Below are 24,543 nucleotides of genomic sequence, written 5' to 3'. Positions count from 1 at the left end.
GCTCCTGTGAAAAAAGAGGATAGAACGCATCAAAGGGTCTTCAAGCTCAGGGCCGATATATGACAGCTGCGATATTCTGCGCGCGGCCCTCTTTTCATTTGCCCAAGCTGGCGTATAAATGACGCCATGACACATGCAGCCCATATGCCGACCCTACCCTGCGCGCGCGCAGGTCTGCTGCGTGCCTCCCTACTGCTGCTAATCCGCCTCTGAGCGTGTCCGTCGGCGCGCCTGCTCAGAGGATCGCATGCGCGCCAATCGGATGAATGCAGATAGAAAGTTCCACACCATGACAAAAGAAGCCAAACAAGACCGCGTCTTGATCTTTGATACCACCTTGCGCGACGGCGAACAGAGCCCAGGCGCCACGATGACCCATGCCGAAAAGCTGGAAATCGCAGGCCTGCTGGATGAAATGGGCGTCGACATCATTGAAGCCGGATTTCCCATCGCCTCTGAAGGGGATTTCAATGCGGTGTCCGATATCGCGCGGCAAACGCAAAATTCCGTCATTTGCGGCTTGGCGCGCGCGCAATTCGGAGACATCGATCGCTGCTGGGAGGCCGTCAAACACGCGCGCGCGCCGCGCATTCATACGTTTATCGGTACCTCGCCCCTGCACCGCGCCATTCCGAACCTCACGAAGGACGAAATGGCCGACCGCATCCATGAAACCGTGACCCACGCACGAAACCTCTGCGACAACGTGCAGTGGTCTCCGATGGATGCGACCCGCACCGAACTCGACTACCTCTACCGCGTGGTCGAAATTGCCATCTCTGCCGGGGCCACCACCATCAATATACCCGACACGGTGGGCTATACTGCCCCACGTGAAAGCGCCGATCTGATCACCAAGCTGATTGAAAATGTGCCGGGCGCGGATGAGATCACCTTTGCAACCCATTGCCACAACGATCTGGGCATGGCGACAGCGAACAGCCTTGCCGCGGTTGAGGCGGGCGCGCGCCAGATTGAATGCACGATAAACGGGCTTGGCGAAAGGGCGGGCAATACCGCGCTGGAAGAAGTCGTAATGGCGATGAAAGTGCGCAACGATATCATGCCCTACCGCACAGAGATCGATTCAACAAAGATCATGAACATCTCGCGCCGGGTTGCGGCTGTGTCAGGGTTCAGCGTGCAGTTTAACAAGGCCATCGTCGGCAAGAACGCCTTTGCCCACGAAAGCGGCATCCATCAGGACGGCATGCTGAAGAACGCAGAAACTTTTGAGATTATGCGCCCCGAGGACGTGGGTCTTTCAGAAACCAATCTGGTCATGGGCAAACATTCAGGCCGCGCCGCGCTGCGCTCCAAGCTTGAGGATTTGGGGTTCGAACTGGGAGATAATCAGCTCAAGGACGTCTTCGTCCGCTTCAAGGAACTGGCCGACCGCAAAAAGGAAATCTACGAGGATGATCTGATTGCGCTGATGCGCACGTCCACCGATCCGGAAGAAGACCGGGTCAAGCTGGTGTCAATGCATGTGGTCTGCGGCACGGAAGGGCCTAATCAAGCGCGGATGACCCTCGAAATCGAAGGACAGCAGCAAAGCACTGAGCAGACGGGCGATGGCCCTGTCGATGCTGCTTTCAACTGCGTCAAAACTTTGGTCGCGCATGATGCAAGACTGCAGCTTTATCAGGTACACGCGGTGACGGAGGGCACGGATGCACAAGCCACGGTCAGTGTGCGCATGGAAGAAGACGGTCGGATCGTGACAGGCCAGTCAGCGGATACCGATACGGTGGTGGCCAGTGTGCGGGCCTACATTCATGCGCTCAACCGCCTGCTGGTGCGCCGTGAGAAGGGCGGCACCGACAAACGAGAGATCAGTTACAAGGATGTCGGATAGCATTTTCGAACCGCTAACGCGGTCCGACAGGTTGGGGGCTCTGCCCCCAAACCCCCGGGATATTTGGCGCCTGCAAAAGAACGATCCTATATGTCGCGTGTGCTTTACGACTTATTAGGTATAGCGCGGCATTCTTCTTTAGCGGTACAGGCGGGGACGCCGATGGCCGTGCCTGCGGAAGAAGACGAAGTGCTTTTTTCGGTCGGGGGGCCGGTGTGCCCCCCGTTTTTCTTTGATGCCCGATCCTCTTCTTTTGTAGGCCAAAAATATCCTGGGGGGTCTGGGGGGCAAAGCCCCCCATGGATCTTAGCACAGCTATTGGGGTTCGAATGGGTCTTCAAAAAACTTTAATGGTTTGCAACCAGCGTAGGACCTGTCGCTGAGACAGCGTCCGGCAATCCAGCTGTTCTCACACGTTCCAGCAACGTGTTCATGATTTCTGGATCCTTGAACAACTCTTGCTGGGCAACGTATTCCGTCGTCAGGATCGGATCATCTGCCAGCACCTCAGCCACCAATGCTCGGGCGCGTGGAACGTCACCACGCGCCACGCGGCTGGCGGCCCGATAAAGCCGCGACCGACGGGTCTGAAAGTTAAGGCTGCGCGCCTCAGCGTTCACCTCATCAAACCGCCCCAGCGCGTAAAGTGCCGCAACCCGTTCCTCGATAATCCAGACCGGAAGGAAAGGATCCAATGCTTCAGCGCGCTCAAGCAAATCAAGCGCCCGATCAAGTTGACCGTCAAATGTATAGAACGCAGCGCACCGGCCCAGGATATAGGCATCATTTGGGGCCAGCTGCAGCGCGCGTTCGTGATGACGACGGCTGGCCTCAAAATCGCCGTTCAACTTGATTTGGACGATGCCAAAGATACGGTGCAATTCGGGGTCTGACGTATCGAGCCCCATTGCCCGATCAAGAATGTTCGAGGCCGCCTGCAGGTCGAAATCAGGCAGGTAGCTCCAGGCGCACACCTCCATCGCCAGCGGTCTTGCAAATCCGGGGTCGGCCTGCTGGGAGCGCTGGAACCATTCTATCGCTTCTTTCGCATGGGCATCTGAAACGCCTCCCATGCGATGTTTGTCCAGCCCGCGCAGATAATATTCATAGGCCGTCATGTTTTCCGGCCGCTTCATGCGCACCGCGCGGATCCCCTCGTGATCAATCCGCCCCGACACGGTCGCTGCGACCCGCGCGCAGACATCTTCCATCGCATCAAGCAACTCATCAAACGGACGCTGAACCCGATCGGTCCAGACGACACCGCCATTGTCGGTCCGCGTCAGCGTGACATTCATCCGCACCCGCGATCCAAGCTTGCGTACAGCCCCGGCAAGGACATAGCTCACGCCCAACGCATCTCCCACGATGACCGGATCATCTGTATCCAGAGATCGGGAAGCTGTCCGCGAACTGACAAAAAGCGATCTGATGAGGCTGAGTTCATGGATGATATCATCCGTCAACCCTTCGGCAAGAAAGTCCTGATCTTCATCCGTCTTGCCGCCGGTCCTGAAGGGCAGGACAGCAATCGAATTGGGCCTTTTGCGTGTTTGTGGGGCCTCGATCGTCGGCGCTGTTTGATACACATGCCGGTCCATCGTGGTGCCAACCCGCATAACCCGCATCGGTTCGCCAAGCCCCTTGAACTGCTGTTCGCCCAGATCTGAGAAACTGCAAGGCGACACACGCCGGACTTGATCATAAAGAGCCGCCGACACGTCGATCTCGCCTGGTTCGGCGTGCTGTTGCAAACGCGCGGCAATATTGACACCATCCCCGCGCAGATCATCGCCTACCTGCACCACATCTGCCAGATGCATGCCAAACCGCATATCTTTTGGCGTAAGTCCCTCAGCAGAGCCCAACAAGGATCGCGCCTCGATCGCAGCCTTAAGCGCATTCACAGGGCTGTCGAACTCTGCCAAAAGCGCGTCTCCGGCGGTGTTGAAAACACGCCCCTTGTGTCGGGCGACGGCACCTGCGGCAACCTCAAGCCCGTTCATTACGCGCGCCAGCGCGCCCTCTTCGTCGTGCTCCATCGCTGCCGTGGAGCCGACGAAATCGCCGATCATGATGGTGGCAAGCTTGCGCTCCAACGGGTATGCTCCTTGTTGCGATCAAGGGGAACACTAAAGCAAAACGCACTGCCCACCAAGACGCCGAAATTTCACAAAAAGACCTTCAGGCCTGCGATCAACTGTAAGGGTTTCTGGCATCCCGGTCCGCACTCAGAGAATTCTGCGAACGCTCGACAATCATGATGCTGGCGTCTGCCAAATGCTGCCGCTGGATATGGGGATCGCCTGCTGCCACCCGCAGTTTATGCGCCTCCAGCATGACTTCGGCGTGGTTTGACCCGCGCGGCGGGATGAAAGTGTAGCATGCCAGCTCAATCAGCAGCCCCAGTGGGTCTTTGAAATAGATTGAATGCATGAAGCCCCGGTCCTTGACGCCGGAGTTTTCGATGCCACGCTCTGCCAGCCGATCCAGCACCTGATCAAACATCGCGCGATCCACCTCAAAGGCGATATGGTGCACGCAACCGGGATCCATCGGGGTTCGGTCGTGCATGGGCTTGCGGTTTTCATTGGTAAAAATCGTGATCAGCCGCCCGTCGCCGGGGTCAAAATATAGATGCCCTTCGTCCGCATTATCCAGATTGGGCTGGTCAAAGATGAACGGCATGCCCAGCACACCTTCCCAAAAGTCGATGGAGGTCTGGCGACCGGCACCTGTCAGGGTAATGTGATGCACCCCAAGGCTCTGGATTTTTTTCATGGCTTGCTCCCTTGCTGACCCACGCATGTTAACGCACTTATCACAAGCGACAACATGCCGAATGGGCGTGGAATCCCCCTTTCGCCCTCGCCCGCACCTGCCTATAAGGGCCATCTGCCAGCCTGCGTGAGAGTCGCGGGCCAAAAGAATTTCATATAGGACTTGAGGCATGTCTTTGTTTGGAAACCTGCGTGGGTTGTTTTCGTCTGATATGGCGATCGATCTGGGCACTGCGAATACGCTGGTCTACGTCAAGGGCCGCGGCATCGTGCTGAGCGAGCCGTCGGTGGTGGCCTACCACATCAAGGACGGGGTCAAGAAGGTGCTCGCCGTAGGCGAGGACGCCAAGCTGATGCTGGGTCGCACGCCGGGCTCCATCGAAGCCATCCGGCCTATGCGGGAAGGCGTCATTGCAGATTTTGATACCGCCGAAGAGATGATCAAGCACTTCATTCGCAAAGTGCACAAGCGATCCACCTTCTCCAAGCCCAAGATCATCGTCTGTGTCCCGCATGGGGCCACCCCGGTGGAAAAACGTGCTATCCGCCAATCCGTTTTGTCCGCTGGTGCACGCCGCGCCGGGCTGATTGCCGAGCCCATCGCTGCGGCCATCGGCGCGGGCATGCCCATCACTGATCCCACTGGCAACATGGTTGTGGACATCGGCGGCGGCACCACTGAAGTGGCGGTCTTGTCGCTGGGCGATATCGTTTACGCGCGGTCGGTCCGTGTTGGTGGCGACCGCATGGACGAGGCGATCATCAGCTATCTGCGCCGCCAGCAGAACTTGTTGGTGGGCGAAACCACGGCTGAGCGGGTGAAAACCTCTATCGGGACGGCCCGCATGCCTGACGACGGGCGCGGCACGTCGATGCAAATCCGCGGGCGCGATCTGCTTAACGGCGTACCAAAGGAAATTGAGGTCACCCAAGCCCAGGTCGCTGAGGCGCTGGCCGAACCCGTGCAGCAGATTTGCGAAGCGGTGATGACAGCGCTCGAAACCACTCCGCCTGACCTTGCGGCAGATATCGTGGACAGGGGCGTGATGTTGACGGGCGGTGGCGCCTTGTTGGGTGATCTCGACCTTGCATTGCGCGAACAAACCGGGCTTGCCGTTTCGATTGCAGACGAATCCCTTAACTGTGTGGCGCTCGGCACCGGCAAGGCGTTGGAGTACGAAAAACAACTGCGCCACGCCATCGACTATGACAGCTGATCCTTGTTAGGATAGTGACGCCCGCCCGCCGGGCAGGAGCGTTTAGACATGGCCAGAGACCGTTCCAGCAGCAGCGACTATACCGGCCCCATGCGCCGGTTGCTCCTGGCTGTGCTGATCCTGCTTCTGGGGGCAACGTTTCTGCTTTGGCGCATCGACAGTCCCCGCGTCGAGCGGTTCCGCGCGCAAATTACCGACAGCCTTGTTCCAAACCTTGATTGGGCCATGGCACCCGTGACCGGCACGGTAAACCTGATCCGGGACTTTCAATCATACCAACGCCTTGCGGAGCAAAATCAGGAATTGCGCAGCGAATTGAGACAAATGCAGGCATGGAAGGAAGCCGCCTTGCAGCTAGAGCAGGAAAACGCGCGCCTGCTGGATCTTAACAAGGTGCGCCTTGACCCCCGCCTGACATTTATCACGGGTGTCGTGCTGGCCGATAGCGGATCGCCCTTCCGGCAATCGGTGCTGCTCAACGTGGGCGCACGGGACGGGCTGGTGGATGGCTGGGCGACAATGGACGGTATCGGGCTGGTGGGGCGCATCTCGGGTGTGGCAGAGAACACCGCGCGGGTGATCCTGCTGACAGACGCCTCCAGCCGTATTCCGGCAACAATCCAGCCTTCCGGCCAACGCGCCATCGTCGCGGGCGACAACTCTGGCAACCCGCCCATCGACTTTCTGGAAAACCCGGACCTCGTGCGTCCCGGCGACAGGGTAATCAGTTCAGGCGACGGCGGCGTGTTCCCGGCCGGGCTGCTGATCGGGCAGGTCGCCGCTGACCCCGGTGGCCGCCTGCGGGTCAGGCTGGCTGCTGATTACGAGCGGCTCGAATTTTTGCGGGTGATGCGACATCACGGCAATGAACCGGTGTCGGATACGGCAAAAGTTGTCGGGGATCGTGCAGAAATCACGACCCCTGTGCTGGCGCCAGCACCAGCCACTGCGCCAGCCGAAGGGGACGATCAATGAACGATCAATCCCCCACCCGGCTGTGGCTGATGCGGGCGGCGTTTTTTGTGCTGGCGCTGGTGATCCTGTTTTTCCACCTGCTTCCGCTGGAGACCACGCCGCGCCGCTGGGCAGGCCCGGACGTGCTGCTGGCCTTTGCCTGTGCGTGGTGCCTTCGGCGTCCTGAGTATGTGCCCTCGGTCATTCTTGCACTAGCCTTTTTGCTGGCCGATCTGCTGCTCCAACGTCCCCCCGGCCTATGGGCCATGCTGGCACTCGCAGGATGCGAGAACCTCAAGTCGCGCGGCAGACCCCTTCGTGATGCAAGCTTTGCCGTGGAATGGATGACCGTGGCAGTCGTCATCTGCGCCATTACCTTCGTATATCGTCTGGTTCTGATCGTCGCGCTTGTGCCCGTCCCCCGGCTAAGCCTCACGCTGTCCGAATTGGGCATGACGGTGCTGGTCTATCCGGTTATCGTTGGATTGACGCATTGGGTGATGGGCGTGCGCAAGGCTGCACCCGGCGATCTGGACGCTTTGGGACAACGGGTGTGATGGCATGAGACGCAATCGCGCAGAGAACGATGCAAGCCACATCAAGCTGACCCGCCGGGCCGCGTTGTTGGGCGGTGCGCAACTGTTGTTTATGGGGGGACTGGCCGCCCGCATGCGGTATCTGCAGGTGGATCAGGCCGACCAATTCCGGCTGCTGGCAGAAGAAAACCGCATCAACATTCGCCTGATCCCGCCCACCCGTGGCGAAATCTTTGACCGCAATGGTGTGCGGTTGGCTGAAAACGTGCCCTCCTATCGGATCGTCATTGTCCGCGAAGATGCGGGAGATGTCGACATGGTGATGGAGCGTCTCGCCCAGATCATCAACATCGACCTTGATACCTACGAACGCGCGCTCGAAGAGATCAAGCGCTCTGCCCCGTTCCTGCCCGTCACCATCGTCGAAGACGTTAGCTGGGACGAAGTCAGCCGTGTGTCGGTCAACGCCCCGGCGCTGCCCGGCATCTCGCCCGAAGTCGGCCTGACGCGGGTCTACCCGCGGGGCGAAGACTTTGCGCACGTGGTTGGGCGCGTCGGTCGGGTCAGCCAAAAGGATCTCGATGCGCTGGAGGACCCCGACCAAGTCCTGCGCATTCCCCGCTTTCATATCGGCAAGATCAACGTAGAAGCCCGGGTCGAGGACAAGTTGCGCGGCACGGCTGGCACCAAGCAGGTAGAGGTCAACGCCACCGGGCGGGTGATGCGCGAACTCGATCGCCGCGAGGGTCAGTCCGGTGCAGACGTTCAGCTGACAGTAGACGCGAACCTTCAGGGTTATGTCCAGGCGCGCCTGGATGGCGAAAGTGCCGCCTGCATCGTCATGGATTGCGAAAACGGCGATCTGGCGGCCATCGCATCCGGCCCCAGCTACGATCCCAATCTCTTTATCGGTGGTATTTCCTCCAAGGATTACAATCCGCTGCTGAACTCCAAATACCGCCCATTGGTCAACAAGACTGTCCAGGGCACCTATCCGCCGGGCTCCACCTTCAAGATGGTCGTCGCTATGGCCGCGTTGGAAGAAGGGCTCGTCGGCCCCGACGAGACGGTCTATTGCCCCGGCCATATGGAGGTGGCAGGCCGCAGGTTCCACTGCTGGAAGCGGGCGGGGCATGGCTGGGTCGATCTGGCCACGTCACTCAAGCGATCCTGCGACGTCTACTACTACGATCTGGCGCTGAAGGTCGGAATTGAAAAAATCACCGCGATGGCCAACCGATTTGGCCTGGGTGTGCGGCACGACCTGGAATTGTCCTCCGTCGCCGCTGGGCTGACACCCACAAAGGCCTGGAAACGTCAGGCACGATCTGCGGATTGGGTGATTGGCGATACTGTTAATGCGTCCATCGGGCAGGGCTTCACGCTGGCCTCGCCTTTGCAACTTGCGGTCATGTCTGCACGCATTGCCACGGGCAACGAAATCCGTCCAAGGCTCATCAAATCGGTGGACGGCGTGGAACAGCCCAGCGGCAATGCGGGCTCCCTTGGGATGAACGAAAACAACCTGCGCAAGATGCGTCGCGCGATGTATCAGGTCGTCAATGACCGGCGTGGCACGGCCTATCGCAGCCGCATCATTGCCGATGAATTCCGCATGGCTGGCAAGACCGGAACAAGTCAGGTGCGCAATATCACAGCCGCCGAACGTGCGCGCGGGGTCACGCGCAATCGTGACCTGCCGTGGGAACGGCGCGATCACGCGCTTTTTGTCAGCTTTGCCCCCTATGAAACCCCCCGCTATGCCGTGGCCGTGCTGGTCGAGCATGGCGGCGGCGGCTCTACCGCGGCAGCGCCAATTGCGCGTGATGTTATGTTACAGGCGCTGGCTGGCGGCACGCCACCGCTCGAAGCGTATCCTACCGCAGACCGCGACCGCATCGAAGAGCAACAGAAAAAGCTGCGTGCCCTGCGCCCGCCGGTGTCGCTTGATGGGGAGGATCAGGCGTGAGCTATCTTGAATATACGGTCAAACACACGCCGTCGGGATTTCGCAAGATCCTCTTCCTGAACTGGCCGCTTGCGATCCTTCTTGCAGCGGTCTGCGGCGTTGGTTTTCTGATGCTTTATTCGGTTGCTGGCGGGTCATTCAGCCCTTGGGCAGAACCTCAAATGAAGCGGTTTGGCGTGGGGTTGGTCGGCATGATCGTCGTCGCGATGGTGCCGATCTGGCTGTGGCGCAACCTGTCGGGTCTGGCCTTTGCCATGGCCTTAGTGCTGCTTGTGGGGGTCGAATTCTTTGGCGAACAAAGCAAGGGCGCACAGCGCTGGATCGATCTGGGTTTCATACGGCTGCAGCCATCAGAACTGATGAAGGTCACGCTGGTGATGTTTCTTGCCGCCTATTACGACTGGCTGCCCACAAAGAAGACATCGCGACCGTTCTGGGTGTTGCTGCCGATTCTGATCATTCTGGTGCCGACGTTTCTCGTTTTGCGGCAGCCTGACCTTGGCACTTCCATCCTGCTCCTGACCGCCGGTGGCGGCTTGATGTTTCTGGCAGGCGTGCATTGGGCATACTTCGCAACCGTCATCGCGGCGGCGGCAGGGCTGGTCATCGCCGTGTTTCAGTCCCGCGGTGCATCGTGGCAGCTTTTGAACGACTATCAGTACCGCCGCATTGATACCTTTCTCAATCCTGCAGTCGATCCACTTGGTGCCGGATACCACATCACCCAATCCAAGATTGCCCTCGGATCAGGCGGCTGGACGGGTCGTGGCTTCATGCAAGGCACCCAGTCCCGACTGAATTTTCTGCCTGAGAAACATACTGACTTCATCTTCACCACATTGGCCGAAGAATTCGGTTTTGTCGGCGGAATATCTCTGCTGGGTCTTTACGCGCTGATCATCATTTTCTGCGTGGTGACGGCCGTGATGAACAAAGATCGGTTCTCGTCCCTGCTGACCCTTGGCATCGCACTGAACTTCTTCCTGTTCTTTGCCGTCAACATGTCAATGGTCATGGGGCTGGCGCCGGTTGTCGGCGTGCCGCTGCCGCTGGTCAGCTATGGCGGATCAGCGATGCTGGTGCTCCTGCTGGCCTTCGGTCTGGTGCAATCGGCGCATATCCACAGGCCGCGACAATCGTGATTAACGTCCTGTTTTCTGCACCGCACGAGCGCTGGGAAGCCTACGCGCCGCACCTGCGTGCCGCGTTTGACGCCGCAAGCCTGAATGTACATTTGGCCCCCGATTTACCACCCGACCAGGTCGACTATGTCATCTATGCACCGCGCGGCGATCTGGACGATTTTACGCCCTACACGCGGTGCAAGGCCGTGCTGAGCCTGTGGGCCGGTGTTGAACAGATTGTCGGGAATGATACGCTGACCATGCCCCTTACACGCATGGTCGATCCGGGTCTGACCAGAGGCATGGTCGAATGGGTCACAGGCCATGTGCTGCGGTATCACCTCGACATGGACCGTGATATCATCCGCACAGACGCCCAATGGGACGTGCATGTCCCTCCTCTTGCAGCGGAAAGATCGGTTGTCGTGCTGGGGCTAGGCGCCCTGGGGTTGGCTGTTGCCGAAACGCTCAAAGGGATCGGTTTTGACGTCTCGGGCTGGTCACGCACCGCCAAATCAATCCCCGGCATGCGTACATTTCATGAACCCGGCGGTCTGACAGCCGCGCTGTCACGGGCCGAGATCGCGATCCTGCTGCTTCCCGACACGCCCGCCACGGAAAACACCCTGAACGCACACACGCTTGCGCAAATGCCAAAAGGCGGGCGCATCATCAATCCGGGCCGCGGCGCTCTGATTGACGACGACGCGCTGCTTGAAGCTCTTGATGCACGCCACATCGCACACGCCACACTCGATGTGTTTCGGGTCGAACCGTTGCCCGCAGATCATCCGTTCTGGTCGCATCCCAACATTACCGTCACGCCGCATATCGCGGCAGAAACCCGGGCCGGCACAGCATCGCAGGTGATCGCAGAAAACATCCGTCGCTGCGAAGCAGGCCAATCCCTCCTCCATCTGGTGGACCGCCAAACAGGCTACTGAAGTGCACAGGTATTTTCAAAAGGTTGAAATCGAAATGCAGCCCCTCTCATTTCACCCTTTTTCAAATACCTATGCCGTCAAGCCGCCGCCAGGCCCCGTCCTCTGAGTAGGGCCTCAACCCCGGGCAGACGTCCCCGAAACGCCACGTAAAGCTCTGCTGCATCGCGGCTCCCGCCTGTGGACAGAATATGTGTTTCCAGCGCATTGGCGCGTTCTGGGTCGAACGGGCCCCCCGCTTGCTTGAAGGCCTCAAAAGCGTCCGCATCCATGACTTCAGACCACATGTAACTGTAATATCCGCTGGAATAGCCGTCCCCTGCAAAGACATGGGCAAACTGCGGTGTCGCGTGTCGCATGCGGATCGCGTCGGGCATGCCGATTGTTTCCAACACCTCGGTCTGCCGCGCCATCGGATCAGAGGGCGCCGGACCATCATGAAAGGCCAGATCGACCAGGGCTGAGGCCACGTATTCCACCGTCTGAAATCCCATGTCGAAGGTGGACGCCCCCAACACCTTTTCGAGCATCTCTTTCGGCATCGGTGCCCCTGTCTCGGCGTGGATCGCAAATTCGCCCAACACTTCCGGCTGGTCGAGCCAATGCTCAAAAAGCTGACTGGGCAACTCCACGAAATCACGCGCCACAGAGGTGCCGCTGACACTTTCATAGGTCACATCCGACAGCATCTGGTGCAGTGCATGGCCGAATTCATGAAAAAGCGTGCGCGCATCATCGTAACTCAGCAAAGCTGGCTCAGCCTTGGCAAAGTTGCATACGTTGATCACAATTGGCGTCTGCACCTCGGGGTGTCTGGCCTGCGACCGCATCGCCGAGCACCATGCGCCAGAGCGTTTTGCCCCCCGTGCGAAGTAGTCACCGACAAAAACAGCGACATGTTTTCCATCGCGCGTGACCTCCCATGCGCGGCAATCGGGGTGGTAAAGCGGGATATCCAGCGGCTGGAACGCCAGCCCAAACAGCCGCGCAGCGCAGGAAAACGCCGCGTCGATCATCCGATCAAGCTGGAAGTACGGCTTGAGCGCAGCCTCATCCAGATCATGTTCAACCGCCCGCCGCTTTTCTGCGTAATAGCGCCAGTCCCATGGCGCCAGATCACCGTTCACGCCATCATCCTGCATCATCTTCTGCAGCACCCGACCATCGGCCGCGGCTTGGGCCTTGGCAGGCTCCCAGACATCCATCAGCAGTTTTCGGACTGCCTGCGGCGTCTTGGCCATCTCCGTTTCCAACTTGTATGCAGCAAAGTTATCATAGCCCAGCAGCTTGGCGCGTTCCTCGCGCAAAGTCAGGATTTCAGCCGCAATGCCGCGATTGTCCGTCTCACCACCATTCGCGCCACGCGCCTCCCACGCGCGAAAGGCTGTTTCGCGCAAATCGCGCCGGGGCGAGAATTGCAGGAAGGGAACGATCAGTGACCGCGACAGCGTCACCACAGGGCCCTCCACGCTCTTCTCCGCTCCAGCCGCATGGGCCGCGGCAACCACAAAATCGGGCAACCCTTCCAGGTCGTCCTCAGAAAGCGCCATGTACCAGTCACGCTCATCCGCCAGCAGGTTCTGAGTGAAGGATGTTCCAAGCACGGCAAGCCGCGCCTTGATCTCTTTCATGCGGTCCTCAGCAGCGCCCTCCAGGGCCGCACCTGAACGCACGAAGCCACGGTGGGTGAGCATCAGAACGCGCGCCTGCTCGTCCGTCAGATCCAGCGTGTCGCGCTTTTCCCACAAGTCGGCGATGCGGGCGAAAAGCGCCTTGTTCGCGGAGATATCAGAAAAATGCGCGGCCAGTGTCGGGGAGAACTGCCTTTGCAGCTCTTCGCGCTTGGGATTGCTGTCCGCGCCGGCGACTGTAAAAAACGCACCCAACACCTTGTCAAGCGTCTCGCCTGCGGCTTCCAGTGCGCCGATCACGGTATCAAAGGTGGGCTCGGTCACAGATGCTGCAATGGTATCTATCTCAGCTTTGTGCTCCGCAAGCGCCACCTCCAACGCAGGCGCAAAGTCTTCGTCGGTGATACGGTCGAACGGGGCGACCTCAAAGGGCGTGTCCCAGTCCTGCAGCAGGGGATTTGTCATAAAGCTCTCCTTTACGGCATAGGTAGGGCGCGTAGCGGGGGGTTGCAATCGGCAGCCTGCCGAACGACGGTCCGTCAAAGACCAAGGGAGTGATCTATGACCAAGCGCAACACCTACGAGGGGCTCATGACCCGCGCCATTCATGCAGGCGAAGGACCAGACCCAACCACAGGGGCCTCGGCGCCCGCGATCCATATGTCCTCCACATTCGTGTCTGACAGCGTCGCGGGGTTCTCTGCCCATGATCTGCAAGATGACAGCCCCTACCTCTATGCCCGCTGGTCAAACCCGTCAGTGCACATGCTGGAACGCAAGATCGCGGCCCTTCAGGGCACTGAGGACTGCCTGTGCACCGCATCCGGCATGGCCGCAGCCGCCGCGATCCTGCTGACGTTTCTCAGCAAGGGCGATCATCTTTTGATATCTGACGTGTCCTACGCCGGGGTGGCCGAACTCGCGCGGGACACCCTGCCGCGCTACGGCGTTGAAGTCACTGCAGTGGACATGTCCAACCTTGACGCAGTGGCCGCCGGCCTGCGTCCGAACACAAAGCTGGTCCATGTAGAAAGCCCGGTTAACCCCATCATGCGACTGACAGATATTTCGGCAGTAGCGACATTGGCTCATGACGCAGGTGCGTTGCTGTCATGTGACGCGACCTTTGCCTCGCCGCTGGGGCTGGATGCTGCGGCCCTTGGGATCGACCTGGTGATGCATTCCACGACCAAATACTTGGGCGGACACGGGGATGCGGTAGGTGGCGCTGTTGCTGGCACTTCGGATCTGGTCAAACAAATGCGGCTCGAGGCCGGGATACACCACGGATCAATCCTGTCCCCCTTCAACGCCTGGCTGATCGCTCGCGGCGCGTCGACCCTGCCCCTGCGCATGCGGGCCCACCAAAGCGGCGCGCAGGCGGTGGCCGAATGGCTCGAGGCGCAACCGGGTGTCACTCATGTGGCCTATCCCGGCCTTGCATCCCACCCGCAACACGATCTGGCGCAGGCGCAGATGCAGAACTTTTCAGGCATGCTGAGCTTTCAGGTGGGCGATGTGGCGGCTGGCGAACGCGTCGCCCAAGCGATGATCGACAAGTTGAAGATCGTGCACTACGCCGTATCCCTCGGCCACCATCGCAGTCTCATTTTCTGGATGGAAACCAATGGACTGATGGAAACTTCCTTCCGTTTGCAAGGGGAGGCACTTGAAAGCTACAGGGCCTTCGCGGGCGACGGTATTTTCCGCATGTCCGTCGGGCTGGAAGACCCCGAGGATATCATCGCGGATCTTTCACAGGTCCTCTGAGCCTTGGCGCACCCGTCCGCGCTTTCACCCTTTTGAAAATACCTGAATCTGCCCGCCGCGTCTCGGTACACCCTCAAAGGGGGGCGCCTTGCCCACCACAAACCGCACAATCCGCGCGCCGCGACACCCCAATTGTGCGGCTTTCACCATATAGCGCATCATAGATCACCATCTGCCCGCGCAGTGGCGTCCCGGCCTGCGTGATCAGCTTGATTGCCTCAATTGCCATCATCGACCCGATGACACCGGGCAAGGGACCAATCACACCGGCCTCGGCACAGCTGGGCGCCAGGTGCGGCGCAGGTGCCTTTGGAAAGATACATTGATAGCACGGCGCCCCCTGTGCGGGGTCAAAGATCGACAGCTGTCCTTCCCACTGGCTCAGCGCGCCTGAGACCAGCGGCTTGCCTGCGGCAACGCACGCGCGGTTGGCCAGATAGCGCGTTTCGAAATTGTCGGTGCCGTCCAGAACCAGATCAAAATCCGCGATCAGATCGGCGGCGATGTCTTCGGTCAGGCGACGGTTGTAGGGCCTTACCGTCACAAAGGGGTTTTGCGCGCGCATGGCGGCCTCGGCGGAAAAGACTTTTGGCATACCAATATCGGCATCGCGATGAATGACCTGCCGCTGCAGATTGGCATTATCAACCACGTCATCATCAATGACGCCGATGGTTCCGACCCCGGCTGCGGCAAGGTATTGCAACACCGGCGCTCCAAGTCCCCCGGCCCCGATGACCAGCACTGCCGCATCTTTCAGGGCCTTCTGACCCGGCCCGCCAACCTCGCGCAGAACAATATGGCGGGCATAGCGGTTGAGTTCGGTTTCCGAAAAGTTGCCCTTCGGCTTGTCCGGAAGAGAACTTGCAGGCCCGGACGCGCGGGCGCGCAACCAAATGAGCCCGGCGCGATAGCCAAACACAAGCACGCCAAACCCGCATAATATCAACCAAAGTGCCGCACTGCCTCCGGTGACCTCCTTCAGCGGGTTGCCCTCGGGAAAGACAAGCTGCACGCCCAGCACAGCGACATAAAGCAATCCCAGAAGGGTCAGCCGCAGCTTGCGCGGCATCCCGGCAACGCCACCAAAAAACCAGATGGCCGCTGCCATGATAAATACGAATAGCATCAGCCCGCCCCGGTGGAGCCATAGCCCCCCGCACCGCGCGCCGTGCTGTCCAGCTCCGGCACCACATCAAATGTCGCTTGCACCACCGGTGCGACGACCATCTGTGCGATGCGCATGCCGTGGGTAATCTCGAACGCAGCATCCCCACCGTTTTGCACGATCACCCCCACCTCGCCGCGATAATCGCTGTCGATGGTGCCGGGGCTGTTGGGCAAGGTGATCCCGTGTTTCAATGCAAGCCCGCTGCGAGGTCTGATCTGCACCTCAAAACCGTCGGGGATAGCCATGCGCAGACCCGTCGGTACCAGCAGGCGCGCTCCGACCTGCAGGGTGATGGTGCCGCGCGGTAAATGGGCCCGCAAATCGGCCCCTGCTGACCCCGAGGTCGCATAAACAGGCAAACCGATGCTTTGGTCCGCGCCCTCTACCCATTGCAAGTTAATCGTGACCACGCTTAGCCCAGCGCCTCTGCAATCCGCTGGGCGAGCTTTTGCGCAACGTCATCCTTGCGCATGCGTGGCCAGCTCTCTGCGCCTTTGTCGTCGATCAGGATCACCGCATTTTCACTGCCACCCATGATCCCGGTGCCAGGCGAAACATCATTGGCGACAATCCAGTCACATCCCTTGCGTTCGCGCTTGGCAGTGGCGTGATCCTGAACGTCGTTGGTTTCAGCCGCAAACCCCACGACCAGCGCGGGTCGGCCGTTCTTCATCTGGCTCACCGTCTTCAAAATGTCAGGATTCTCTGCAAATTCCAGCTTTGGCAAACCATCCTTGGATTTCTTCAGCTTGCGGTCGCTGGAGCTGCTCACACGCCAGTCAGCGACAGCGGCGGCAAAGACGCCTGCGTCGACCGGCAGTGCCGCTTGAACGGCATCAAGCATCTGTTGTGCGGTCTGGACAGCGATCACTTCGACCCCATCGGGGGGCGGCACATCGGCAGGTCCTGTGACAAAAACCACATGCGCACCCAGCGCGGACAGGGCGCGTGCGACGGCGGCACCCTGCGCCCCGGAGGACCGGTTTGCAATGTAGCGAACCGGGTCGATGGGCTCGTGCGTGGGGCCCGACGTCACCAGCACGCGTTTCCCTTCAAGCGGACCGCCTGCTAAACTTGCCTCAATGGCTGCGACAATCTCCAGCGGCTCGGCCATGCGCCCGGGGCCAAACTCTCCACAGGCCATGTCACCATCATTTGGACCAGCCACCGTGATCCCGTCAGCCCTGAGTGTTTCAAGATTGCGTTGGGTCGCTGCATGTTCCCACATACGCACGTTCATCGCGGGCGCTATCAGGACAGGCGTGTCCGTGGCCAGCAACAGGGTCGAAGCCAAATCATTGGCATGCCCCTGCGCCATTTTTGCCATCAGATCCGCCGTTGCCGGCGCAACAACCACAAGGTCGGCCACGCGGCTCAGCTGGATGTGCCCCATCTCGGCCTCATCGCCCAAATCAAAGAGATCGCGGAAAACCTTTTGTCCTGCCAACGCAGACACCGACAACGGCGTCACGAATTCCTCGCCCGCTTTTGTCAGCACTGGCGTCACCAGCGCCCCGCGCTCGCGCAATCGGCGGATCAGATCAAGCGATTTGAATGCCGCAATGCCGCCGCCAATGATAAGCAGAATATGTTTGCCAGCCAGCATGATGCGCCTTTCCGTGGCTTTCGGTCAGCGCCGACAATAGGACGGGCGGGCGTGTTCTGCCAGCCCTGCCGCAAACCTCCGCGTCTCAGTCAAACCGATAGGCGTAGATGTTGTTGAGATAGCCCTCATCTTTTATGGCAAAATGCGTCTCTCCCACGTGCTCAAAACCCTGCCCAAGATAAAACGATATCGCCGGGTCATTTTCCGCATTGGTGGTCAGCCAAACACAGGCTGCAGCCTGATCGCGGCAATGGTCCAGGGCCGCGGCCAGCAGGCGTTTTCCGATGCCTTTGCCATGGTGCCGCGGCTGCACGTAAAAGGTGGCGATCTCGTACTTTGACAGGCCATCAACAGCAGCCAAGCTGGCTGACGACACCCGGACAAACCCGTCGATCCCATCTTCGTTCTCGGACACGACAATGAATTGGTCTGGGTCACGAATGAGGGCGTTGGTCTTGGTCGGGGTGAATTCCGCCAACACATAATCGGCGAAGAACGCGGTCACACCGCGTTTCAGATACGTGCCGACCCAGACCTCGATAGAAATCGCAGCAATGCTCGAAGCGTCTGAAATGTCGGCCGTTCGAAGTGTCATGGCAGATAGATGCCATGATCCACGCAAGGGTCAATGTGATTCCCTGTCATCTGACCTGCAAGAAAAACGGGCCCGAAGGCCCGCCGCATCAGTTCAGGAAATGAAATACTTCGCGGGACTGCCCCTCAAGTGACTTGCGCATCTTGATAAAGGCGGCCGCTTCAAGCTGGCGCACCCGCTCTTTGCTGAGGCTCAATTCATCGCCCAGGCTTTCCAACGTACGCGGTTGGTCGCGCATCTTGCGTTCACGGACAATGAACTGTTCGCGTTCGTTCAACGATTGCATTGCCGTCACCAGCCAGTCGCGCAGTTGCGCGGTGTCGTGGCTTTCCTCGACCTGTTCTGCCGCCTGTGCGCTTTCGTCGACCAGCGCATCAATCCACTCACGCCCCTCATCCTCTGCCGACTGGGTGGCGTTAAGCGAATAGTCAGACCCGGAAAGGCGCCCTTCCATCATTTCAACATCATGCAGCGGCACCCCGATTTCGGTTGAGATCAGTTGACGCAGCTGATGCCGGTCCAGCGTCTCTCCACTGGCGGCAGCCTCACGCTCAAGCTGCGACTGCACCCGGCGCATGTTGAAAAATAGTGACTTTTGCGAAGACGTGGACCCTGTGCGCACCATCGACCAGTTGCGCATCACATGGTCCTGAATGGAGGCTTTGATCCACCAGACAGCGTAGGTCGAAAACCGCACGCCCCGATCAGGGTCAAACTTGTTTGCCGCCTTCATCAGACCCAGACCAGCCTCTTGAATCAGATCATTCATCGGCGCGCCATACCGCTTGAACTTTGACGCCATGGAGATCGCAAGACGCATATACGCCTGGATCAATCGATGCAGCGCTGCCTCATCCTGATGGTCGCGCCAGGCGTACGCCAGCGCCAGTTCCGTTTCCGCATCAAGCAGTTCAGCTTTCATCGCGGTTCTCGTCAGAGAAAAGTCTCGTGCCGTTTGAAGTGTCATCGCATTTACCCCCTGAATTCGGCACAACTTGAGGTCGCGCTTCTTAAGATATACGCATCAACCTCGATTTGGTTCACTTGAGAGTTAATAAAATGTTGCCATCAGGCACGTTCGTCCTAGGTGGCGCAGCCTCTGGAAAATCCGCTTGGGCGGAATCCTTTTGCGAGTCGAGCGACTTAACGCTCAACTACCTTGCTACAGGGCAAGCCCGCGATGCCGAAATGGATCAGCGCATAAAAATCCATAAAGATCGACGAAATGACCGATGGCAGACAATCGAAGCACCGTTTGATCTGGCTCCCGCGCTGGCCGCTCTGGACGGTGACTCAATTGTTCTGATCGACTGCGCCACAATGTGGCTCAGCAACCACATGCTTGCCGAAACTGATCTGGCTGCGGCCCAGGACGATCTGCTTCTGGCGCTTCAATCCTGTGCGGCCAAATGGGTCATGGTTTCCAACGAGGTGGGTCATGGCGTCGTCCCGGACAACGCACTTGCCCGGCAATTCCGCGATGCCCAGGGTCGGCTCAACATCGCGCTTGCGGCGCATGCGGACCTTGCCGTTCTTGTCACAGCCGGGCTGCCCCTGACCCTAAAGGGGACCTTGCCATGACCACGTGGCACTGGGTTCGCCACGGGCCGACGCACGAGAAATCCTTTGTCGGCTGGCGCGACGTCCCGGCGGACCTGTCTGATACCGCTCAGATCGCGCGGCTTAGCGCACATTTGCCATCCGACGCACTTCTGATCTCCTCTGATCTCGTGCGCGCCAGCGCCACGGCGGACGTGTTGGCAGCCTCAGGCCGGAACCGCCTGCGGCACGAGGCCGACTTGCGTGAACTTCACTTTGGTGAATGGGACGGCCTGGGATGGAAAGCCGTCGCCGAACGCGATCCTGTGCTCTCGCGCACCTATTGGGAAAGTCCGGGCGACACCGCACCACCCGGCGGCGAAAGCTGGAATGCTGCAGCAGCCCGCGTCACCGCCTCCGTCGACCGCCTGACACAAGCCCATCCGGGCCAACACATCATCGCTGTGGCGCATTTCGGAACCATTCTCACGCAAGTGCAGCGCGCACTGGGCGGGGACGCGGTCAAGGCGATGGGTCACAAGATCGATAACCTTTCGGTCACCACACTGGTCCATGCGTCGGGGGGCTGGCAGGCAGAACAGATCAATCACCTTCCGTGATCGGCACCGCCACAAATCTGCATTTGTTTTCAGCCCTGTCCAGAGCTTAGCCTACGCGGCATGACATATGATATCTACATCGGCGATCGCACCTTCTCCAGCTGGTCCTTGCGGGGCTGGCTCATGCTGGAAAAGTTCAACTTGCCTCACAGAACACACCTTGTGGGACTTTATACCGGCACAATGAAGCAGGACATGGCGGATTTGGCACCGGCTCAACTTGTCCCGGTTCTGCGCACCCCTGAAGGAACAGTCGTTGCCGAAAGCCTTGCGATGGCCGAAACGCTGGCCGAACGGCATCCGGCCGCAGGAATGTGGCCTGAGGATGCGGCGGCACGTGCCACCGCACGCTGGCTATGCGCATCCATGACCAGCGGATTTGGGGCCTTGCGCGGGGCCTGCCCGATGCAATTGAACCATGTGAATGTCGGCTTCGGGGTCTCTGACGACGTGCGAGAGGACCTTCGGCAGATCGAGGCACTTTGGCAGCACGCATCTGCCTTCCGAGACGCAGACAGCCCTTGGCTTTTCGGGCGCTATTCCCTGGCGGATGTTTTCTTTGCCCCCGTCGCCGCACGCATCATCGGGTATGACCTGCCGGTCTCGGATAGCGCACGCGCCTATTGCAACGCCACTATTGCAGACCCCGTTTTCAAAGCCTGGCGCGCCGAGGGCCAAAAGGTTTCATACGACCCGCTGCCCTATGACATGGGCCTGCCGACGCGCACCTGGCCTGAGAAATAACGCAGTCCATGCGGTCTCCCCTGAACCGGCCCACACGATCACCGGCCACAGGCATTAACCATTCCTAAATACCCCTGACCTACCCATTAACCACGAAGACGGGAAAGATGGGTCCACATGGTTTCACGCGCCTACACCGTGGCGTTTCAGGGGGTTGAGGCCCGAATGGTCGAAGTGCAATGCGCCGTGACAGCGGGGCTGCCTGCATTTTCCATTGTCGGTCTGCCCGACAAAGCCGTGTCTGAGGCGCGCGACCGGGTGCGCACCGCGCTGACCTCCATGGCCATCGCCTTGCCTTCCAAACGCATCACCGTAAACCTCAGCCCGGCAGATTTGCCCAAGGAAGGCAGCCATTTTGACCTGCCCATCGCGCTGGCGCTCTTGTCGGCGCTGGATATCCTGCCCGATGATGTGGTTCAGAACGTTGTGGCGCTGGGAGAGCTGTCACTCGACGGCACCCTTGTCCCGGTGGTGGGGGCCCTGCCCGCCGCGATGGCTGCCGCGACCCAAAACCGTAGCCTGCTCTGCCCGGCCGCGTCCGGCGCCGAAGCTGCGTGGGTCGGCAATGCGCAAGTTATTGCGGCGGCCTCTCTGGGCGATGTCGTGCGCCATTATACCGGCCAGAGCCCCCTCAACCCAGCGGAACCCGGTGAAGTCGCCGCAGCGCCCATGGGCCGCGATCTGCGTGACGTGAAAGGCCAGGAACGCGCCAAACGCGCGCTCGAAATTGCAGCGGCCGGGCGGCATCATCTGATGTTTGTTGGCACGCCCGGATCCGGCAAGAGCATGCTGGCCGCGCGGTTGCCTTCCATCCTGCCCCCGCTGACTGCGCCAGAGGCGTTGGAAACCTCGATGATCCACTCCCTCGCCGGGTTGCTGGACGAAGGCGGCATTTCCCGGGCGCGCCCTTTCAGAGAACCGCATCACACCGCGTCGATGGCCGCGATCATAGGAGGCGGCAGGCAGGCCAAGCCTGGCGAAGTCAGCCTAGCCCACAACGGCGTCCTTTTCATGGATGAGTTTCCCGAGTTTCCGCGCACCGTTCTGGAAACCCTGCGCCAGCCCATCGAGACCGGCGAAGTGATGATTGCCCGGGCGAACGCCCACGTGAAATACCCCTGTAAGTTCATGCTGGTGGCGGCCGCAAATCCCTGCAAGTGCGGCTATTTGAGCGATCCGGCCCGCGCCTGCGCCCGGGTGCCGCACTGCGGGGAAGACTATATGGGCCGAATTTCCGGCCCGTTGATGGATCGCTTCGATTTGCGCGTTGACGTGCCGCCCGTTTCCTTCACAGATCTGGACCTGCCCGCAAGTGGCGATACGTCAAAAGTTGTCTCAGACCGTGTGGCTGCGGCGCGGAGGCGTCAGCAGAACCGTTTCGCCGATCTGGATGGCATGTCTGTCAATGCAGATGCCGAAGGCGACATGCTGGAGGAAATCGCCACCCCCGACACCGAAGCCCGCGATCTGCTGACCCGCGCTGCTGAGCGGTTCCATCTGTCCGCGCGGGGCTATCACCGGGTGATCCGCGTGGCCCGCACCATTGCCGATCTGGATGGTTCGGAAACGGTGCGCAAACCGCATATGTCCGAAGCGGTCAGTTTTCGCCTTGCGACGCCCGCCTCTGGGTGATCCATGCTGCAAGGGTGTTCAGCGTGTGCCGTGCCTCTGGCAGAATGTTGTGAAACAACGGCCAGACATGCGGCAGATCCCGTTCTTCGACAAACGTCACATCTCCCCCCTGATCCCTGACCCGCTGCGCGATTCCGCGTGCGTCATCGCACAGGATTTCGCTGTCCCCAACGGTAAGCCACAGCGGTGCCGCACCGATGAAATCGGCAAAAAGCGGACTGACTTTGGGGTCATCCGCCGCGTGACCGGCAAGATAATGACGGGTCATTTCGCCGGCACGCTCGGGCGGCAAGATCGCTTCGCGCTGCGCATTTGCGGCAAAGCTCTTGCCCGAATACGTGAGATCAGCAAGCGGCGAAAAGCAGAAAACCCCTGCGGGCATCGCGTCGCCCTCGCGGGCCAGTTCCGACATCAGGCCCAAGGCAAGCGCCCCTCCCGCGCTGTCCCCGCCGATGAATATGTTGTACGCAGGCACGCCGGTAGCACGCAAACCTTTCCAGGCGGCGCGCACATCCTCCGCTGCCGCCGGATAAGGCGCTTCGGGCGCCAGTCGGTATTTCGGCAAGACCGCGCGCGCGCCCAATCGCCGCGCCAGTTGGGCAACCATTGCAGCATGGGTGCGCGGGCTGCCAAAAACAAAGCCGCCACCATGAATGTACAAGATCACGATATCCGAACTGTGAACACGTGGCACGATATCCAACGCATGAACCAGCCGCTGACCGGCCTGCAGACGTATCCACTGCTGCTGGGTGCCGCGCGGGGCATGAAACAACAACCGCGCCTTGCGCTCGAACGAAACGCGTAGGCCCTGCGGCGTGCTGCGTGCCATGTGCCGCCGTTCGGTCAATCGCAGATAGGTGTTCAGAACGGGGCGCAGCAAGCTCACGCAATCTTGCCCTCGATCGCCTCCCAGATCTTGCCGGCGATGTTGACGCCGTCAAACCTCTCCAGTTCCTGAATGCCTGTGGGCGACGTCACATTGATCTCAGTCAGGTAGTCGCCGATGACGTCGATTCCGACAAAGATCTGACCGCGCTCTTTCAGAAGTGGGCCGATGCGCTCGCAAATCTCCTTGTCACGTGCAGAAAGCCCGATTTTTTCAGGTCGACCGCCAACGTGCATATTCGACCGCGTCTCGCCTTCGGCAGGAACGCGGTTGATCGCACCCACGGCGTCGCCGTCCACAAGGATCACCCGCTTGTCACCCTTGGACACGGCGGGCAAGAACTTCTGAACGATCAGCGGCTCGCGCGAGAACCCCGTGAAAAGCTCGTGCAAGGAAACGAGGTTTCGGTCATTCGCGTCCAGACGGAAAACTCCTGCGCCACCGTTACCGTAGAGCGGCTTGAGAATAATATCTCCGTGCTTGGCCTTGAACGCCTTGATGGTTTGCAAATCCCGCGCAATCGTTGTGGGCGGCGTCAGGTCCGGGAAGTCGAGGACCAGCAGCTTTTCTGGGAAATTGCGGACCCAGAATGGGTCGTTGACCACCAGCGTGCTCTCTTTCAGGCGGTCCAGCAGGTGGGTGGACGTGATGTAATGCATATCAAAGGGCGGATCCTGACGCAGCCAGACCACGTCAAAGTCCGCCAGATCGACCTCTCGCTCCGGGCTGAGGTGCGCATGATTCCCCTGTACCCGCTGGACGGAAAAATCCTGCCCGCGCGCTGTGATCCGACCTTCCTGATAGGCAAGTTGGTCAGGGCCGTAAAAGAACAGCTCATGCCCGCGTGCCTGCGCTTCTTCTGCCAGTCGAAAGCTGCTGTCGGCGGCAATGTCCACGTCCCCGATCGGGTCCATCTGAAAGGCGATTTTCATGCGGCTCTCCCTGCTTTTGCTCTTTAGATGGCGCA

Annotated in this window: 22 protein-coding genes; 12 read left to right on the top strand and 10 right to left on the bottom strand. The window is 59.8% G+C overall.

Annotated elements, in window-relative coordinates; genetic code table 11:
- The first annotated feature begins 289 nt into the window (after window positions 1–289).
- Window positions 290–1,858, top strand: a complete 1,569-nt coding sequence (locus H9Q16_RS18075; protein ID WP_191076885.1) for a 2-isopropylmalate synthase — start codon at window positions 290–292, stop codon at window positions 1,856–1,858.
- Window positions 1,859–2,205: 347 nt separating this feature from the next.
- On the opposite strand, the gene H9Q16_RS18070 is transcribed toward H9Q16_RS18075, so the two are convergent.
- Both H9Q16_RS18070 and H9Q16_RS18065 read right to left on the bottom strand, forming a co-directional pair.
- Window positions 2,206–3,957, bottom strand: coding sequence for an adenylate/guanylate cyclase domain-containing protein (locus tag H9Q16_RS18070; RefSeq protein ID WP_191076884.1), 1,752 nt, complete (start codon window positions 3,955–3,957; stop codon window positions 2,206–2,208).
- 97 nt (window positions 3,958–4,054) lie between these two features.
- Entirely contained in the window at window positions 4,055–4,639 is a 585-nt protein-coding gene (locus H9Q16_RS18065) for a VOC family protein (protein ID WP_191076883.1), read from the bottom strand.
- A gap of 169 nt (window positions 4,640–4,808) precedes the next feature.
- On the opposite strand from H9Q16_RS18065, the gene H9Q16_RS18060 reads away from it, so the two are divergent.
- Genes H9Q16_RS18060 through H9Q16_RS18035 form a run of 6 tightly spaced genes read left to right on the top strand, consistent with a single transcriptional unit; the run spans window position 4,809 to window position 11,382 of the window.
- Entirely contained in the window at window positions 4,809–5,855 is a 1,047-nt protein-coding gene (locus H9Q16_RS18060; protein ID WP_191076882.1) for a rod shape-determining protein, read from the top strand.
- A 48-nt stretch (window positions 5,856–5,903) separates the two neighbouring features.
- Window positions 5,904–6,830, top strand: a complete 927-nt coding sequence (gene mreC / locus H9Q16_RS18055; RefSeq protein WP_191076881.1) for a rod shape-determining protein MreC — start codon at window positions 5,904–5,906, stop codon at window positions 6,828–6,830.
- Window positions 6,827–7,366, top strand: coding sequence for a rod shape-determining protein MreD (locus H9Q16_RS18050; protein ID WP_191076880.1), 540 nt, complete (start codon window positions 6,827–6,829; stop codon window positions 7,364–7,366). The genes mreC and H9Q16_RS18050 overlap by 4 nt, the downstream gene beginning before the upstream one ends.
- A gap of 4 nt (window positions 7,367–7,370) precedes the next feature.
- A complete protein-coding gene (gene mrdA, locus H9Q16_RS18045; protein WP_191076879.1) occupies window positions 7,371–9,314 on the top strand; it encodes a penicillin-binding protein 2 in 1,944 nt (647 codons plus the stop codon).
- Window positions 9,311–10,456 carry a rod shape-determining protein RodA gene (gene rodA / locus H9Q16_RS18040; RefSeq protein WP_191076878.1) on the top strand — a complete coding sequence of 382 codons (1,146 nt, stop codon included), beginning with the start codon at window positions 9,311–9,313 and terminating at the stop codon, window positions 10,454–10,456. Before mrdA ends, rodA begins: the two co-directional genes overlap by 4 nt.
- The gene (locus H9Q16_RS18035; protein WP_191076877.1) at window positions 10,453–11,382 is read left to right on the top strand and encodes an NAD(P)-dependent oxidoreductase; all 930 of its coding nucleotides are present in this window, start codon (window positions 10,453–10,455) and stop codon (window positions 11,380–11,382) included. Before rodA ends, H9Q16_RS18035 begins: the two co-directional genes overlap by 4 nt.
- Before the next feature lie 77 nt (window positions 11,383–11,459).
- On the opposite strand, the gene H9Q16_RS18030 is transcribed toward H9Q16_RS18035, so the two are convergent.
- A complete protein-coding gene (locus H9Q16_RS18030) occupies window positions 11,460–13,475 on the bottom strand; it encodes a M3 family metallopeptidase (protein ID WP_191076876.1) in 2,016 nt (671 codons plus the stop codon).
- Window positions 13,476–13,571: 96 nt separating this feature from the next.
- Here H9Q16_RS18030 and H9Q16_RS18025 point away from each other — a divergent pair, with 96 nt between their 5' ends.
- The gene (locus H9Q16_RS18025) at window positions 13,572–14,780 is read left to right on the top strand and encodes a trans-sulfuration enzyme family protein (RefSeq protein WP_191076875.1); all 1,209 of its coding nucleotides are present in this window, start codon (window positions 13,572–13,574) and stop codon (window positions 14,778–14,780) included.
- 73 nt (window positions 14,781–14,853) lie between these two features.
- Here H9Q16_RS18025 and H9Q16_RS18020 read toward each other — a convergent pair whose 3' ends face one another.
- The 5 genes from H9Q16_RS18020 to H9Q16_RS18000 all read right to left on the bottom strand — a co-directional run bounded on the left by H9Q16_RS18020 (window position 14,854) and on the right by H9Q16_RS18000 (window position 19,119).
- Window positions 14,854–15,909, bottom strand: a complete 1,056-nt coding sequence (locus H9Q16_RS18020; RefSeq protein ID WP_191076874.1) for a HesA/MoeB/ThiF family protein — start codon at window positions 15,907–15,909, stop codon at window positions 14,854–14,856.
- The gene (gene dut / locus H9Q16_RS18015; RefSeq protein WP_191076873.1) at window positions 15,909–16,361 is read right to left on the bottom strand and encodes a dUTP diphosphatase; all 453 of its coding nucleotides are present in this window, start codon (window positions 16,359–16,361) and stop codon (window positions 15,909–15,911) included. The genes H9Q16_RS18020 and dut overlap by 1 nt, the downstream gene beginning before the upstream one ends.
- A gap of 2 nt (window positions 16,362–16,363) precedes the next feature.
- A complete protein-coding gene (gene coaBC, locus H9Q16_RS18010; protein ID WP_216859498.1) occupies window positions 16,364–17,557 on the bottom strand; it encodes a bifunctional phosphopantothenoylcysteine decarboxylase/phosphopantothenate--cysteine ligase CoaBC in 1,194 nt (397 codons plus the stop codon).
- A gap of 85 nt (window positions 17,558–17,642) precedes the next feature.
- Window positions 17,643–18,152: a GNAT family N-acetyltransferase gene (locus H9Q16_RS18005; protein WP_191076872.1), complete on the bottom strand. Its 510-nt coding sequence runs from the start codon at window positions 18,150–18,152 to the stop codon at window positions 17,643–17,645.
- An 88-nt stretch (window positions 18,153–18,240) separates the two neighbouring features.
- Window positions 18,241–19,119 carry an RNA polymerase factor sigma-32 gene (locus H9Q16_RS18000; RefSeq protein ID WP_191076871.1) on the bottom strand — a complete coding sequence of 293 codons (879 nt, stop codon included), beginning with the start codon at window positions 19,117–19,119 and terminating at the stop codon, window positions 18,241–18,243.
- Window positions 19,120–19,211: 92 nt separating this feature from the next.
- Here H9Q16_RS18000 and cobU point away from each other — a divergent pair, with 92 nt between their 5' ends.
- From cobU to H9Q16_RS17980, 4 genes are all read left to right on the top strand, one after another.
- The gene (gene cobU / locus H9Q16_RS17995; RefSeq protein WP_191076870.1) at window positions 19,212–19,733 is read left to right on the top strand and encodes a bifunctional adenosylcobinamide kinase/adenosylcobinamide-phosphate guanylyltransferase; all 522 of its coding nucleotides are present in this window, start codon (window positions 19,212–19,214) and stop codon (window positions 19,731–19,733) included.
- Window positions 19,730–20,311, top strand: coding sequence for a histidine phosphatase family protein (locus H9Q16_RS17990; RefSeq protein WP_191076869.1), 582 nt, complete (start codon window positions 19,730–19,732; stop codon window positions 20,309–20,311). The genes cobU and H9Q16_RS17990 overlap by 4 nt, the downstream gene beginning before the upstream one ends.
- 60 nt (window positions 20,312–20,371) lie before the next feature.
- Window positions 20,372–21,055, top strand: coding sequence for a glutathione S-transferase (locus tag H9Q16_RS17985; RefSeq protein ID WP_191076868.1), 684 nt, complete (start codon window positions 20,372–20,374; stop codon window positions 21,053–21,055).
- 117 nt (window positions 21,056–21,172) lie between these two features.
- Window positions 21,173–22,687: a YifB family Mg chelatase-like AAA ATPase gene (locus tag H9Q16_RS17980; protein ID WP_191076867.1), complete on the top strand. Its 1,515-nt coding sequence runs from the start codon at window positions 21,173–21,175 to the stop codon at window positions 22,685–22,687.
- Here the strand turns inward: H9Q16_RS17980 and H9Q16_RS17975 are convergent.
- Window positions 22,653–23,576: an alpha/beta hydrolase fold domain-containing protein gene (locus tag H9Q16_RS17975; RefSeq protein WP_191076866.1), complete on the bottom strand. Its 924-nt coding sequence runs from the start codon at window positions 23,574–23,576 to the stop codon at window positions 22,653–22,655. The two genes, H9Q16_RS17980 and H9Q16_RS17975, sit on opposite strands and share 35 nt — an antisense overlap.
- Window positions 23,573–24,508: a glutathione synthase gene (gene gshB / locus H9Q16_RS17970; RefSeq protein WP_191076865.1), complete on the bottom strand. Its 936-nt coding sequence runs from the start codon at window positions 24,506–24,508 to the stop codon at window positions 23,573–23,575. Before gshB ends, H9Q16_RS17975 begins: the two co-directional genes overlap by 4 nt.
- Window positions 24,509–24,543: the final 35 nt, after the last annotated feature.

It is taken from the genome of Sulfitobacter aestuariivivens, from assembly GCF_014763045.1.
GTDB classification, from domain to species: domain Bacteria; phylum Pseudomonadota; class Alphaproteobacteria; order Rhodobacterales; family Rhodobacteraceae; genus Sulfitobacter; species Sulfitobacter aestuariivivens.
The sequence above is the reverse complement of the archived record's forward strand: the minus strand, read 5'-3'. Positions and strand labels throughout refer to the sequence as shown.